The 15,552-nt window shown below is 44.2% G+C and carries 13 protein-coding genes and 1 tRNA gene; 4 read left to right on the top strand and 10 right to left on the bottom strand.

The window, feature by feature from the left end; all coding sequences use genetic code 11:
• Positions 1-35: 35 nt before the first annotated feature.
• Entirely contained in the window at positions 36-779 is a 744-nt protein-coding gene (locus KYJ26_RS05375; RefSeq protein ID WP_257474882.1) for a CAP domain-containing protein, read from the top strand.
• 43 nt (positions 780-822) lie between these two features.
• Here KYJ26_RS05375 and KYJ26_RS05370 read toward each other — a convergent pair whose 3' ends face one another.
• A complete protein-coding gene (locus KYJ26_RS05370; RefSeq protein ID WP_219166299.1) occupies positions 823-1,272 on the bottom strand; it encodes a GNAT family N-acetyltransferase in 450 nt (149 codons plus the stop codon).
• A 206-nt stretch (positions 1,273-1,478) separates the two neighbouring features.
• Here KYJ26_RS05370 and liaG point away from each other — a divergent pair, with 206 nt between their 5' ends.
• Positions 1,479-2,342, top strand: a complete 864-nt coding sequence (liaG, locus tag KYJ26_RS05365; protein WP_219166298.1) for a LiaG family protein — start codon at positions 1,479-1,481, stop codon at positions 2,340-2,342.
• Positions 2,343-2,369: 27 nt separating this feature from the next.
• On the opposite strand, the gene KYJ26_RS05360 is transcribed toward liaG, so the two are convergent.
• Positions 2,370-4,553, bottom strand: coding sequence for an FUSC family protein (locus KYJ26_RS05360; RefSeq protein WP_219166297.1), 2,184 nt, complete (start codon positions 4,551-4,553; stop codon positions 2,370-2,372).
• Between the two features lie 355 nt (positions 4,554-4,908).
• Between KYJ26_RS05360 and KYJ26_RS05355 the strand changes: the two genes are divergently transcribed.
• Complete coding sequence (locus KYJ26_RS05355; protein ID WP_219166296.1) at positions 4,909-6,414, top strand: M1 family metallopeptidase; 1,506 nt, start codon at positions 4,909-4,911, stop codon at positions 6,412-6,414.
• A gap of 51 nt (positions 6,415-6,465) precedes the next feature.
• Here the strand turns inward: KYJ26_RS05355 and glmS are convergent, their stop codons facing one another.
• The 6 genes from glmS to sigW form a co-directional block, all read right to left on the bottom strand.
• A complete protein-coding gene (gene glmS / locus KYJ26_RS05350; RefSeq protein ID WP_219166295.1) occupies positions 6,466-8,268 on the bottom strand; it encodes a glutamine--fructose-6-phosphate transaminase (isomerizing) in 1,803 nt (600 codons plus the stop codon).
• Positions 8,269-8,779: 511 nt separating this feature from the next.
• Complete coding sequence (glmM, locus tag KYJ26_RS05345; RefSeq protein WP_219166294.1) at positions 8,780-10,129, bottom strand: phosphoglucosamine mutase; 1,350 nt, start codon at positions 10,127-10,129, stop codon at positions 8,780-8,782.
• 25 nt (positions 10,130-10,154) lie between these two features.
• A complete protein-coding gene (locus tag KYJ26_RS05340; protein ID WP_219166293.1) occupies positions 10,155-11,396 on the bottom strand; it encodes a CdaR family protein in 1,242 nt (413 codons plus the stop codon).
• Entirely contained in the window at positions 11,389-12,225 is an 837-nt protein-coding gene (cdaA, locus tag KYJ26_RS05335; RefSeq protein ID WP_098351121.1) for a diadenylate cyclase CdaA, read from the bottom strand. Before cdaA ends, KYJ26_RS05340 begins: the two co-directional genes overlap by 8 nt.
• Before the next feature lie 235 nt (positions 12,226-12,460).
• On the bottom strand, positions 12,461-13,114 hold the full coding sequence (locus KYJ26_RS05330; RefSeq protein WP_219166292.1) for an anti-sigma factor family protein: 654 nt from the start codon (positions 13,112-13,114) through the stop codon (positions 12,461-12,463).
• Between the two features lie 15 nt (positions 13,115-13,129).
• Positions 13,130-13,693: an RNA polymerase sigma factor SigW gene (gene sigW, locus KYJ26_RS05325; RefSeq protein ID WP_219166291.1), complete on the bottom strand. Its 564-nt coding sequence runs from the start codon at positions 13,691-13,693 to the stop codon at positions 13,130-13,132.
• A gap of 168 nt (positions 13,694-13,861) precedes the next feature.
• Here sigW and KYJ26_RS05320 point away from each other — a divergent pair, with 168 nt between their 5' ends.
• Positions 13,862-14,023 (top strand): aspartyl-phosphate phosphatase Spo0E family protein, encoded by a 162-nt coding sequence (locus KYJ26_RS05320; RefSeq protein WP_219166290.1) that lies wholly within the window; start codon positions 13,862-13,864, stop codon positions 14,021-14,023.
• 65 nt (positions 14,024-14,088) lie between these two features.
• On the opposite strand, the gene rocF is transcribed toward KYJ26_RS05320, so the two are convergent.
• Together rocF and KYJ26_RS05310 are read right to left on the bottom strand one after the other, a co-directional pair.
• Positions 14,089-14,991: an arginase gene (rocF, locus tag KYJ26_RS05315; RefSeq protein WP_219166289.1), complete on the bottom strand. Its 903-nt coding sequence runs from the start codon at positions 14,989-14,991 to the stop codon at positions 14,089-14,091.
• A gap of 441 nt (positions 14,992-15,432) precedes the next feature.
• Positions 15,433-15,508, bottom strand: a tRNA-Ala gene (locus tag KYJ26_RS05310).
• Positions 15,509-15,552 lie beyond the last annotated feature (44 nt).

The following is a 15,552-nucleotide window of genomic DNA, read 5'->3' as shown; positions in this document are numbered from 1 at the left end:
CCTTATCTTAGGCAATTACAAATTGGAGGACTCTCATGAAAAAACGAATCTTCATCTGCGCCGTCATCCCGTTCATGATGATGACTGGCTGTAATAACAACGATAAAAACGATACACTGACTGATACACAGAACGTGAATTACGATCCAGTTTCCTATAGAAACCAAGACAGAGTGGGAATGAACGATTTACAAGAAAATCGAAACCCCATCCACCGTTTTATTGCTCCTGTCGATCCAAACGGGGATTTGCGTGAATTCACTCACTTAGATCCCGGTGAAGAATTCTCTAACGAAGGTACGCCTCAACCTAATCAGCCTGCCGGGGAGCCAAATGCAGGACAGCCTGAACCACCTGCACAAGAGCCTAAACAAGATTCTCAATCGTCAAATGCAAGCGGGTATGTTAAGCAAGTGATTGATTTAACCAACCAAGAACGTAAAAAGAATGGACTCAGTGCGTTGAAGATGGACGGAGAACTATCGAATGTAGCTGAGATGAAGTCTGAGGATATGAAGGAGCATGACTATTTCTCCCATACCTCCCCAACGTATGGTTCACCGTTTGAGATGATGGAGAACTTTGGCGTGGATTATTCAACTGCAGCTGAGAACATTGCAGTCGGTCAGAAAACACCTGAATCAGTTGTGAACGCTTGGATGGACAGTCCAGGTCATCGCAAAAACATTTTAAATAAACAAGTCACTCATATTGGCGTGGGAACAGCCAAGGATGCGAGCCAAGGGATTTATTGGACCCAAATGTTTATTGCCAAGTAAGGAGAAGGACCGGTATTGATGACCGGTCCCACTTTTTATTCATCTACTCCAGGCTCAGTTTCATAAACTTGCATACATCTGAAAACCCCAATTTTTCATACAGTTTGATCGCCTGTTCATTGAACATGTATACATTCAATCTTACTTCATCATAGTCCCGGTCTTTCAGTTCCCCAATGGCCTGTTTCAATAGCTTCGTTGCATGTCCCCTACCTCGGAAGGACTTCTTCACATACACATCATTGATCCAACCAATTCCTTTCATGGTAATCCAGTCAACACTTTTATCCACCTGAACCCATCCTGCCAGTTCATCCTCCTCACGGGCTACGAGAAAGTAGGCTCCATGTTCGATGGAGTGACGATATGCTTTTTGCATTTCTTCTTTATGCTTCTCATATGGAACTCCCGTTGCCTCTTCCCGATTCAACCCTGCCATTTCGAATATTTCCTCTACTTCAATGTCGGTAGCTACACCAATTTCGATCGTCACCTTGATTCCCTCTCTCCTATTGTTCATTCTGTCTTTACATTATAAGGGATATCCACTCTTCCCAAGAACTTTTTTCACGTCATCCTTTTCCTTTCTAAGCCTCAGGTCTGATTCAAAAATAATCTTATGGCTCATTGTGGTGAACTTCAGACTAGATTAAACTAACATTATAAAATGGAAAAACAAGCCAAAGTGAGGGATAGGGAATGAAAAATGCATTTGCCGTGATCATTGCGCTCCTTGCACTCGGAACGCTCTATGTGATTTTGAGTGACAATACATCCTTGTTTGCAAAGGAAAGCCAGTCTGGAGACCGGATCGAAGTAACCAACAAGACGAAGCATATCGACCTTGACTTAGAAAGCAGCGACACAGAGATATTACCTGCAGATAAGAACGAGGTAAAGGTGGAGATCGACGGAAAAGGAACGATGACATTGGATCAGAAGGGAAACACCATTCAAGTAAACGTTAAACACAAATGGTATGAATGGATTGGTTTCAACCAAAAATCGAACGTAACGGTTTATGTTCCCAAGAAATATGACCAAAGCATGGAAATCGAAATAGGGTCCGGTAACCTGGTCATGACCGGAGAATCAGATAAAGCGAAATGGAAGCTTGATGAACTATCCGTTGAAATGGGATCGGGAAACATGGAACTGAACAATCTAGAGACGAATGTGTTCGAGCATGATGGTTCGTCAGGTGATTTGGTCGTCAATGGTCTCTCTACAAAGGACGGTAAGGTGGAAATCAGCTCAGGAGATGTAGAATTATCGAATTATGAAGGTCCACTCGAAGGTGACTTATCCTCGGGAGAATTATCGGTCTCCATGGACTCCTTAAAGGGAGACGTGAATTTCGATGTCAGCTCCGGTGGTGTGAATCTTGATTTACCCGATGACGCGAGCTTTAAACTGAATGGAAATGCAAGCAGTGGTGACATTTCCTGCAACCTTCCTTTAAAGGATCAGAAAATAGAAGACGGCGATATTTCAGGAGTTTCAGGCTCCGGCCAATATAACATTAATGTTTCTGTATCCAGTGGGAATGTAGATATCTATTAAGTAAAAAAGGGTAAAGCGGAATCCGCTTCACCCTTTTTTCACCTCTGCCCCTAATTCCTCACCAAGTGCCACAATCGACTGGTTGATTCTCCATACATAGTAAAGATGATGTATGAGGTCAACTTGGGATTTACGCCAGCTTGGGGCATGGGTCTCTATTCGTTGCCTTTCGGCGCTTAAATCCCACATGACAGGCGAACTTTCCTTTTCTTTTAACAACTGACGAAGCGTTTCGATGTTATGGGACATTTTCTCTCCCGTTACCATGAATGCGCTGTCGAGCTCCTCTGAAACCTTTGCCGGAACCTTTCGATGGGATGAGGCGAGCAGATGCTTTGCGTAATAATTGATGGCCGTTGCTACCGTGATCCAGCGTCCTACCCCTGACCTTGTCATGGCACCCGGTCTTTGAAGGAGGGATTGTGCCTCATCCTTGATTCCTTGGAGCTTCTGATCCAGATCAAAGGCCTGGTCCGTCAATACATTATCTTCCGGAATCGAAAAAGTTTTTATATAGGAAGATACATAGCCTTGAAGTTCCTCAAAGAAATCGTCGAAGCTATCCGCGACTTTGTCTTTTGTTTTCTTTGGAAATACAAACGCCGAGACGATCAGGGCGATCACAGCTCCGGCAATTGTGTCAATCACACGGGCCCCCATCAGTTGTATGCTGATCCCGCCCAGTAGGAGATCATACATGAATGCGATGAGCATCGTAATGAATAAGCTCATCAGTGTATACGAAACTGGGAATAGATAAAAGGCGAAGAACAGGGCCGCAAACAGGAGGAAGACCTCCAGCTGCGAGTTTCCGGATACGAGATTGGCCGCTCCGAATCCAATGATGGCCCCGATCACCGTTCCAATCGATCGTTGGAATGCCTTCATATACGTCCTGCCTACAGACTCCGTTCCAATTTGAATAATAAAGGTCGTTAACAGGACCCAGTACGGCTGTGCAGGTGCGATAAGCTCCCCGACAATGATTGCAAGCGTTCCCGCTACCAATGCTTGTATCGCTTTACGCGTCGATGGCTTTAAACTCTTGGTCTCTTCAGACGCTTCTTCTTTCTCCTCTACTTCCGGTTCACCATCGTTCTCCACAGCCGTCTCCCTATATTCAGAGACTTTCAATGACTCCTGTATGGTGATGGCCGCTTCCAGGACATGATTAGCAATGGATTCAATCCGTCTTAGCAGGTATACCCACCCTTCTGGCTTCTCCTCCTGATTCAAGACCTCGGACAACACCAGACGAAGAGCCTGGATTGCCTTTTCTGCCTCTTCAAGGGAACGGGGATCATAATCCTGGGCCAGTACCTCGGCATCACGAAGGGAACGAATGACCCATACAAGCAGGCGCCTCAGCTCCATGACCTCAAGTGCTTCCAGGTCCTTCAGCTTTTTCAGCGAATCGGTGAGCGTTTGGATGAGCATTTCTGTATCAAACACATATAACCGAAGTTGTGATGCCTCGATACCAGGCCACAGCTTTTTTAAATCATTCTCATTTATATCTCCCGCTACACTTCTGGCATACTCATTCAGCCTTCTCACGTTACGGTCCAACTGCTTCCTTCGCTTGCTGCTCGTCTCAGGGTCCTCAATCATCTTCATCAAGATGGTAAACGTCAAATTGGATTGGATATGAAATGAACGCATACTTCTTCGTAACATATGGACAGAGTCCTTAAAGATGATGAAGTTATAAAGGAAAGCAAACACAACCCCCAGTATAATTCCGATGTAGAACCACTCAAGATGCGCCACGTCCAGCTGCAGGATCGATGATATATAAATGGACATAAAGCCTGCCATCCCCATGGAAAAATAGCGGATGGCGAAACGTGAAAAGTAAAAGGCACTAAATATGGCCCCCACTAATAAAGCATTCACCACAAGACTGTAATGAGCAAAAGCGGAACCCAGTGTAATCCCGATTGCAACTGCGACACCAACCAAAGGGGTCGTTACCTTCTTTTTGCCCGTCGTGTCATCCATGACGACAAATATGCCCAGCATCCCTACCATCCCGGAAACAATCGCCGGAGTGATGGATGGATGATTGAATTGCTTCAATATAAAAAGCATCGCAAACACAGCCGATATTAAACTGATCGTTGCTTTTCCTGCCTGCTGAAATCTTTTTCTGCCGGGATCGGACGCAAGGATCCTCCCGAGCCATATATGCTGTCTATGTAAATGTTTCATGTCTTATCAAACCCTTATCTTCGCACCGTATTTCATTCTCTTTTATCGTACCCTTTCCAATAAAAAAGTAACCTGGACTGCAGGGAGCAGCAGGTTACCTTTATTCGCCGATGCACATAGAGAACGAATCTATTTGTATGATTATAAGGGTTTTATGTGATTGGGTAAAGGAAACTGATTTGACAAACTCTTTCTAGGCACATATACATACCCAACCAATTTAAACCACTGAAACATTTCCATAAATTGAGAAAATAGTATCAAGGGAAGACGCTCTCCTTTACAGAATCCAGTAAACATAAGGATAATCCCAGAAATTGTTACAGTGGATTGTTCAACTTAAGGAGGGTTCAGAATGAATATTAAGCGTTTCACAAAGCGAATATCAATGGGAGCCATCGCACTTCTATGTGCAGCCGGGGTTGCTTTACCTGCATCCGCAAATGAAAATGATATGTTGAAACAGAATCCGGAAGGGGCTTATGTCCCATCCGTAACGCCTGACCTATCTAAGCTTCACGATAAGCCATTTTCCATGAATGGCAAGAAGAAGAACGAGCATGCTCTTGGACCAGCTGCCCCTTCCTATACCATCGATGTAGACTACAACTCTACCACTCATAAAGCTGAAGGCACCCTGGAAGTAACGTTTAAGAATAATATTAAAAACAACTTAAGCGAATTATACTTTAATTTATGGGGAAATGCCGATGTCTTTAAAGAGAACGGCGGCGGAATGGAAGTATCCGATGTTATAGTGAACGGTAAAGAGGCAACATCTGAAGTGAATGCTACTGTGTTACATATCAAGGACCTTTCGTTAAGTAAAAATAAAAAAGCAACGGTCAGCATGCATTTCGAAGTAAGCCTGCCGGAACAACAGGATCGATTCGGCTGGTACGGTGACACGGTTTCCATGGGAAACTGGTTCCCGATCCTGGCCGTTTACGATGATGAAGGGTGGAATGTGGATCCTTATTATCCCTATGGTGAATCCTTCTACTCTTTATCAGGGAAGTTTGACGTAACCGTTACAACCGACAAAAATCAGGTGATTGCGGCTACTGGGGAAGAGGTCGGCCAACCAAAGATTTCAGGCGATAAAGCCACCCACCGCTATAAAGCCAAGGACGTCCGTGATTTTGCCCTGGAAATGAATCCGAATTACCGTATGCTCTCTACTGAAGTCAATAATATTAAAGTGAATGTTTATTATTCTGAAGAGCATTCCAAATATGCTGCCGCTCTCCTCGAATCCGGCGAGGACAGCATCAGGCTCTTTAGTGAGAAATTCGGCAAGTACCCTTGGCCCGAGCTCGATATCGTGACGATGGAAGGCTGGTTCGGAGGTATGGAGTATCCACAGCTTGTCATGATCAGTCTTGCAGGTGACCGTCCACTTGATTGGGCAAAATCGGTCAACGCCCATGAGATAGGGCACCAATGGTTCTACGGCATCATCGGGAATAACGAATATGATGAGCCGTGGCTGGACGAATCGTTTGCCAGTTTCGCTGCCGCTTTATATGATGGGGAACTCGATTCACTTCAAGTTGAACCTACCGAAGAAACGTACTATCACCTCTCAAGCCAAATTTCCGATTTCACTGCAAGAGCAGATGAAGGGGGCATCGGTGCCTATTATTATATGATCTACAATTACGGATCAAGCACCATCAATGACTTAAGGGAATTGCTCGGGGACGAGGCATTTTATTCCGCCATGCAGACCTATTTCAAGCAGCAGAAATTCGGTATTTCCACCACCCGGGATTTTATCGCTTCCATGGAAAAATCTACGGGCAGGGATTTAATGCCGTTCTTCAGGGATCATCGGGTGTTACTTTCAGATCAGGAATAAAAAAACCCGGTCAGCCTCATGGACTGACCGGGTTTCTTTTCTATTTAATCCTTACTCAACCGTAACAGATTTCGCTAAGTTACGCGGCTTATCTACATCACAATCGCGGTGCAGGGCAGCGTAGTAAGAAATTAATTGTAATGGGATGACAGAGATAAGAGGTGATAACAATGGGTTAACCTCCGGGATGACGAAGCGATCTTCTTCGTCTTCTAAACCTTTCATGGAAATGATACAAGGGTTGGCTCCACGAGCGACTACCTCTTTCACATTCCCTCTGATTCCAAGGTTTACTTCTTCCTGTGTTGCAAGGGCAACGATCGGTGTTCCTTCTTCGATAAGGGCGATCGTACCGTGTTTAAGCTCTCCTCCGGCAAATCCTTCTGCCTGGATGTAAGAGATTTCTTTCAATTTCAATGCTCCCTCAAGACCTACATAGAAGTCGAGTGAACGGCCGATGAAGAAACAGTTGCGAGTCGTTGACAGATATTCGCGTGCGATATCTTCAAACTCTTCTTTCGTATCACAAAGTGCTTCCATTGCAGTAGCTACGATACCAAGCTCTTGAACAAGATCAAAGTCCTGGTTGGTTCCACATGCCTGACCGGCAACGTGAGCAAGGATTGCAAGAACCGCAAGCTGAGCCGTGTACGCTTTCGTTGAAGCTACAGCGATTTCAGGTCCTGCATGAAGGAGCAACGTGTAATCCGCTTCACGTGAAAGGGTAGAACCCGCTACGTTTGTGATCGTTAATGATTTATGTCCAAGTTCTTTGATTTGAACGAGTACGGCACGGCTATCTGCCGTTTCACCACTTTGAGAGATGAAGATGAACAATGGTTTCTTAGAAAGTAGAGGCATATTGTAGCTGAATTCACTAGCTACATGAACTTCTACAGGGATCCCTGCACTCTTCTCGATGAATTGCTTTCCAACAAGACCAGCGTGGTAGCTCGTTCCACATGCAATGATGTAAACACGATCCGCTTCCTTCATCGCTCCGACGATCGGCTCATCGATGTGAAGCTCATTGTTCTCATTTTGGTAAGCTTGAATGATTTTACGCATCACTAATGGCTGCTCATCAATTTCTTTCAGCATGTAGTGAGGGTATGTTCCTTTTTCGATATCACTGGCATCGATTTCAGCCGTGTAAGGAGCACGTTCCATTACTTCACCGATGAGGTTTTGGATTTCGACCTTTTCCTTCGTTACGATGACCATTTCTTTGTCCATCAGCTCAACATATTGATCCGTTACTTGAATCATCGCCATAGCATCACTTGCTACAACGTTGAAGTCTTCTCCAAGACCGACAAGCAGTGGACTTTTGTTTTTCGCTACATAGATCGTTTCATCATTCTCGGAATCTAAAAGGGCAATGGCATAAGAACCTTTAAGCAGCATTAACGTTTGACGGAAAGCTTCTTCTACTGTGTTTCCTTCATCTACAATCTTTTCGATCAGCTGAACGATAACTTCAGTATCCGTGTCACTCTTGAACGTTACGTCTGTTAAATATTCACGTTTAAGCTGAGAGTAGTTTTCGATTACTCCGTTATGAACGATTGTGAAGCGGCCTGAATTACTTTGATGAGGGTGGGCATTCACCTTGCTTGGTACACCGTGGGTAGCCCAGCGTGTGTGTCCGATTCCAGTGTTGCTTAATACGCTCTCATCAACGATGCCGCGAAGGTCTGCAATACGGCCTTTCTCCTTGAACACATGGATGCCTTCTTCGTTTTGAACGGCGATTCCTGCAGAATCATAACCGCGGTACTCAAGCTTCTCAAGACCTTTTAAAAGAATTTCCTTTGTATCTGAATTTCCAATATATCCAACAATTCCACACATAATTAATATATCCTCCCTGAACATGCAAGGGGGCAAGAACTCTTTTGGGGACAACTTGCCCCCTTATCTCTGTTTGTCATTAGTATTTACGTTCGTCACTGTTTTCTTCCCTTTGTCCATTAAGTTGCCTTAACGATTTAAGGAAGAAACTTTCGGTTCGGTGACGTTGCAAACCGGGAGGCATCCGCCGAATGCTCGATAAACCTCCACCTCGTCAACTGAACGATCCTTTGTCGTATCCATCGCTCAGCCCTGGCGCTTTAGTTAAATCTGTTACCCACTATCCACCTTTCTTCTTGACTCACATTCCCATTTTATTTGAAAAATGAAAACAAAATCATCATACACCAGCGGGTTTCCCTTCGTCAATAAAAATCTGACAACGATAAGGAGTTGTTATCACTTTGTCATGTTCCCGACACAGATAGGGTCTAAACCTTCATGTAAAATGACTCTACTCATTAAATATGCACAAGAGGCACGAAATGACCCCTTGCGCATGAAAAATCAACTATTCGTTCAGACCCATTTCCTGGTCGACAACTTGTACAATTTCATTTACATATCTCTCACACAGCTCTTCTGTAGGTGCTTCAGCCATGACACGGACAAGTGGCTCCGTTCCTGATGGACGGACTAGGATCCGTCCGTTACCGTTCATTTCGGCTTCTACTTTTTGAATCACGTTTTTAACTGTTTCGTTATCCGTTACATGATGCTTGTCTGTCACACGCACATTCACGAGCTTCTGAGGGAATTTCTGCATTTCTCCTGCAAGCTCCGATAAGGATTTACCGGTTACCTTCATGATGTTTACAAGCTGGATACCTGTCAACAGGCCGTCACCCGTTGTATTGTAATCAAGGAAGATGATATGCCCTGACTGCTCTCCGCCGAGGGTATATCCTTGCTTCTTCATTTCTTCTACAACGTAACGGTCCCCAACGGCAGTCTGGATGCTTTGGATGCCATTCTCCTCAAGACCTTTATGGAAACCTAGATTACTCATCACAGTAGATACAACTGTAGATTGTTTCAATTGACCCTGTGATTTCAGATATTTACCACAAATGTACATGATTTGATCTCCATCTACGATCTGGCCATGTTCATCAATGGCAATGATCCGGTCCCCATCCCCGTCAAAGGCAAGACCGAGATCGGCACCTTTTTCCTTCACCATTTCAGCCAATGCTTCAGGGTGAGTGGAACCGACTCCTTCATTGATGTTCAATCCATTCGGAGATGCTCCCATCGTGGAAATATCGGCATCAAGATCTGCAAACAGGTGAGTGGCAAGAGCGGAAGTAGCACCATGTGCGCAATCCAATGCAATATGTAATCCGTCGAAATCTTCGTCAACCGATTGTTTCAAGTACTGGATATATTTTTGACCGCCTTCGAAATAATCACTTACCTGACCAAGGTCAGCGCCGGTCGGACGAGGAAGACCGTCAACGGTTTGATCCAACAGGTCTTCAATCTCACTTTCCTGATCGTCTGACAGCTTGAAACCATCCGGTCCAAAGAATTTAATCCCGTTATCTCCCACAGGGTTATGGGATGCAGAAATCATGACTCCTGCCTGGGCTCCCAATGCCTTTGTTAAGTATGCAACACCCGGAGTTGAAATCACCCCTAAACGCATCACTTCCGCACCAATGGAAAGAAGTCCAGCTACAAGTGCACCTTCCAGCATATGCCCCGAAATTCGAGTATCCCGTCCAATCAATATTTTGGGACGTGTAGCATCCTTCGTCAGAACATACCCACCAAATCGTCCAAGCTTAAAGGCTAATTCCGGTGTCAATTCCGTATTCGCTACACCTCTTACTCCATCCGTTCCAAAATACTTACCCATCGTCATTCTCTCCTTTTTACAGCTCTTATGCTGATGTGTTCTTTTCTTTGATTTCTACTTTTACCGTTTTCTGTGAAAGGGTCCATTCGACGTTCTCTGGACCTTCTGCTTGTATTTCCACTTCATGTTCACCTGGCTCAAGCCCCGAAAGATCGAGGGCAAGGGAGAAGTCTTCTTTCTTCACTTTACTCACTTCCCCGTTCTGACCTTTCAGTGCAACATCTACTAGCCCATTCTCAGGTGTCGTGATGGTGTATTCATACTCGTCAGCCAACCCCTCAGGTTTGATTTCAATTCCTGATAAACTCTTTTCCTCAGTCGTAGTCACATCAATCTTGACCTTCACTTCCTCAGGAGCCACTTTGTTTAATCCTTCCTTAAGGGCAAGTGGCACTGTAATCGTCGAGTCCTTCTTGATTTTGGAAAGGTCGACTTCTGCCAGCAGTTCTTCTACTGTGTCCAAAACGTCTTGTCTTCCAAAGATCGTGGCCTCTTTAGGCTCAACCGATATGGACTCCAGGGTAGTTCCCTCAGGGAGGCTTCCTTGTTGTTTAATCGTTACGGGGACGCTTTTACTCGGGTTTACAACCGAAACGGTCACATCCACCACTTCCGGATCTACTAATACATCCAATTTGTTGTATTCTCGGTCAAGGACCTGAACCCGGGCTTCCCCAGTCACATTTTCATTGATTTCTTCATCGACATCAAGAGTCGCAATGACATAGGCAATCCGTTCTACTTCATCCTTAGAACCCGTCACTTTCACGGTTTTCGGATCCACGGCAAGGCCCTCTGCCTCATAGCCATTCGATAGAATGCTCTCATTGAATTGGGGTTCAATCGTAAACTCTTCTGTGACCTTTTCCTGAACAGAAATATTCGCGAATTGAGGATCAAGCTTCACTTCCAGCTTATCTGAAATGTTTTGAATCTGGATTTCCACCTGATGTTCACCAATTTCAATATCATTCAAATCCACATATACTTGAAAATCTTTCACTGTTTTCGCTTGCTGCACAACCGCTTTTGGCCCTTCCACGGTCACATTCACCGTATCTGGCAGCCCTGACACTTCCAGATTCTCACTATCATAGAATACTTCTAGCGGGACATCCTGGATTGTTTCAATGGCATTCTGAGAGCTACCGCCATTGTTGTTAGCTGTTTTCTGGATATCGTCAAAGTTGACAGAAAGGTAGAGAATGAAGGCTAACAATAGTCCAACAATCCGCATAAACCAACGGCTTTCCATGAATTTATCCATTTTCTTTCTTCCCCCTAAAACTCCATTTCGTCGAGGAAGCGTTCGTCTTATCGCCAATGAGCTCCAACGTTAGAATTTCCTTGAAGCGCTCCAGAGAGAGGTCGCGATGCAACTCTCCATTCTTTGTGATGGAGATAGCTCCCGTTTCTTCTGACACAACGATGGTAATACTATCTGTCACTTCACTGACACCTAGTGCAGCTCTATGCCTTGTCCCAAGTTCCTTAGAAATAAATGGGCTCTCAGAAAGAGGTAGATAGCACGCGGCAGCTGCGATTTGGTTCTTCTGGATGATCACCGCTCCGTCATGGAGAGGTGTATTAGGGATAAAGATATTAATGAGCAGCTGAGAAGTGATCTTTGCATTAAGCGGTATACCCGTTTCAATATAATCACTCATCCCGGTTTCTCTTTCCAGCGTAAGTAAAGCACCAATCCGACGTTTCGCCATATAACTTACGGCTTTCGTCATGGATTCAATCATCTGTTCCTGCTCTTCTTCCTCCTGCAAGCCCGTCCTTGAGAACAAACGGCCCCGGCCGAGCTGTTCAAGAGCTCTCCTCAGTTCAGGCTGGAAGATGATGATGATGGCGAGGAACCCCCAAGTGAGGGCTTGTTCCATCATCCACCCCAGGGTGTCAAGACCGAAGATGCTACTCAGGCCTCTTACGATGATGATGACAAAAATACCTTTTAATAGTTGTACTGCTTTCGTTCCTTTTATCAGCATGATCAGTTTATAGATTACAAACCATACAACGAGTATATCTACAATATCAGAGACATAATCCAGCGCGGAGTAATCCGAAAAAATATCGATAAACGGCATATTACATCCTCCAATAGCTTAATCGAAAGCGTAAGCCGCCATGTGTGGCTTCTCCATTTTCGTAACGTTCCTATTATAGCACAATTCAGCACCATCAAATGAAAGACACCCACGGCTTCATGATTCTTTCTTTTCTATTCATGAACTCACGTTTTTACATAAAAAAACTGACACGAAAATCATAAGTGTCAGCCCTTTAGGGACGGACCTTACATTCCATCCCCTCTATTTTATCCTACTTTTCTTCAAGTTGCGAATTTCCCCAATCCAACGTGTCTTTAGCCCCTTTTTTAATCTGGTACCAAAGCCACTCGAACGCTTCATCGATTTCATGTATGTCTCCAGTCACACTACCCGCAGAAGCCAAATATTGCTTTCCGTCGATACCTGTGACCTTTCCGTTGATGACCGTGACATTTCCAGCTACTTTTCCTTCAATCTTCACATCGCCATTTCGGACGGTCAGATCCCCTTTGACGACTTCACCTTCAGGTACGACAACAGTATGATCTTTCACAACTAATTGAGCGTTTTTCGTAAAAGAAAAATCTTGGTCATCATTCCATGATGTGAGAAAACTTCCGGTCATAAAGAATAGGAATAGGGCAGCTGCGGTAAGAAGCGGATGATGACGGAACCATCTCTGTACTCCCACTTTTTTCTTTTCTTTCGGCAGTCCCGCCATGACGTTATCTGTAAAGTCTGCAGGAGCACTGATGTGGGAGGTGCTCTGTACAAACGCAATCGCTTTTTTCAGCTCATGGAAGTGGTGCTGACACTCAGTGCATTCCTGCAAATGATGTTTCAGTTCTTCCTCTTTTTCACGGTTTAAATCTCCATCTAAATAATCGTGCATATACTCGATGATTTCTTCAGGACAAGGCTTCATGTTCACTCACCCTCTCTACAGTGATCGTAATTGTTTTCTGAGAGCTTCACGCCCTCTATGTACCCTCGTTTTGACCGTTCCCAGTGGTAAATCCAATATTTCGCTGATTTCTTGAAGTGGGAGCTCTTCAATGTATTTTAAAACAATGACCGACCGATACTTCTCGGGTAACTTCGAGATTTCTGTTTGGATGGTCTCCTGCAACTCCATATTCTCCACTTCATCCTCCGGGAGCTGAACATCAGCAGCCACTTGTGAGTACATCGTCAAGCCTTCCGTCCCTGCCACCTCTGCATCGAGAAAATAATCCGGTTTCTTCTTCCGTATCCGGTCAATACACAGGTTCGTCGCTATCCGGAATAGCCAGGTCGAAAACTTTCTCTTTTGATTAAAGGTCTCGATATTCACATATGCCCTGATAAACGCCTCTTGCGCAATGTCTTCTGCCTCATGACGATTTCCAAGCATACGATAACATATTTGAAACACCTTATCTTTATAAAGTTCGACTAATTCAGCAAAGGCGTTTTGATCGCCTTTTAATACTTGTTTTATCCGTTTTTTCACTAACGCTTCCATTTCACAACCTCCGCTCTATGCGGCTATATTTATATACGTAATACCCTATCAGAAGGTTTCAATTTTTTTATATTATTATCCTAACAAATTTTCAGGGAAATGTGTTTACATTTATTAGAAAAGGGGTATAAAGGAACTAATTATTTCTATTGCGGGAGGATTTATTAAATGAGGGGTAGAATGCATGATCTATTATTTCAAATTGAAGACTGTCGTCGCCAGATGGTCGAACTGGCATTAAAGTCTTCCTTTGCCGATGAACAAGTAGTGGATTTAAGCACTCGTCTTGACGAATTGTTAAATCAATATCAAGTGGTCAAGCACCATTGAACACAATAGATAAAGGCTGGAAACCTCGTTTGGTTCCAGCCTTCTTTTTTAATTAATAGATCAGATTATAGTAATTTCTCTCCAAACAGCGAGCCCATTAACGCTACAGCAACGGTAGCTGTTTTATTTTTCTCATCCAGGATAGGGTTAACCTCAACAAATTCAGCTGATGTAATCAATCCTGACTCCTCAAGCATCTCCATCGCCAGATGACTCTCACGGTAACTGATACCTCCAAGAACCGGGGTTCCTACACCAGGAGCGTCGCTTGGATCTAAACCGTCCAGATCAAGTGACAAATGAACTCCGTCTGTTCTGCCCTTCAAGTAGTCTATGGACTCTTCCATAACCTTCGTCATGCCAAGGCGGTCAATTTCGTGCATCGTGTACACTTTAATCCCTTTTTCCTTAATTAACTCTCTTTCACCTTCATCTAATGAACGCGCCCCAATGATGACGATGTTCTCAGGCTTAATCTTAGGTGAGCTTTGACCGATACTTGTCAAATCTTCATGGCCGATACCCAGGCTCACTGCAAGTGGCATACCGTGGATATTGCCTGAAGGTGACGTATCTCCCGTATTCAGATCACCATGAGCGTCATACCAAATAACTCCCAGGTTCTCATAATGAGGAGAAACACCGGCAAGTGTACCAATCGCAATACTATGATCGCCACCAAAGATCAAAGGGAAGTCCCCGCTACTTATGACGCCGTTCACTTTGTCAGCAAGGGTTTCACTCGCTTCAGCAACCGCTTTCAAATTACGTAGATTTGTATCAGGGTTATTATGTACACGCTCTGCCTGGCCAATTTCGATATCACCGAGGTCCTTGATATCATACCCAAGGTTCTCAAGACGTTCCACGATACCAGCATAGCGGATCGCGCTTGGTCCCATGTCCACACCCCTGCGCATTTGTCCTAAATCCATCGGTACTCCAATGATTGAAATGTTCTTCTTCATCAAAAATTCCCCCAATTCAAAATTTAAGTTCTACCCTTATTGTATCCCTAGATGGTTGGATGACTCAACTGGACAAGATTGTGCATATATATGCGTGTGCAGAAGATTATAAGTGCCTTGGTGTAAGAATATGAAGATGTCGGCGTGTTCGATGCTTCAGTTCAGCTGAGTTGCTATAATGATTTGAAAATAAACGATCAGGAATGAAAAATATTCTATTGGAGAATGGTCTAAAAGGAAATGCATTATGAGGATTTCTACTGTTTTGATTGACAATGGATCCGATAAAAGGGTTTTGAATGAAGATTTCCGGTAAAAACTGAAGAACTTTACGAAAAAGAGCAAAATAAAAAAGCCTGTAATCTCCTAAAAGATTCGAGGCCTAATCATGTCGTATGTATGGTTATTTTTTTTCCGCTTCTTACACGGATAAAAATAATTTGGTGGAGCCTAGCGGGATCGAACCGCTGACCTCCTGCGTGCAAAGCAGGCGCTCTCCCAGCTGAGCTAAGGCCCCTTATAGAGAAATTCTCACACCAAGAGATGTGAGAAAATGTTTGA

Source organism: Rossellomorea orangium, assembly GCF_019334305.1.
Lineage (GTDB): Bacteria > Bacillota > Bacilli > Bacillales > Bacillaceae_B > Rossellomorea.
The sequence above is the reverse complement of the archived record's forward strand: the minus strand, read 5'-3'. Positions and strand labels throughout refer to the sequence as shown.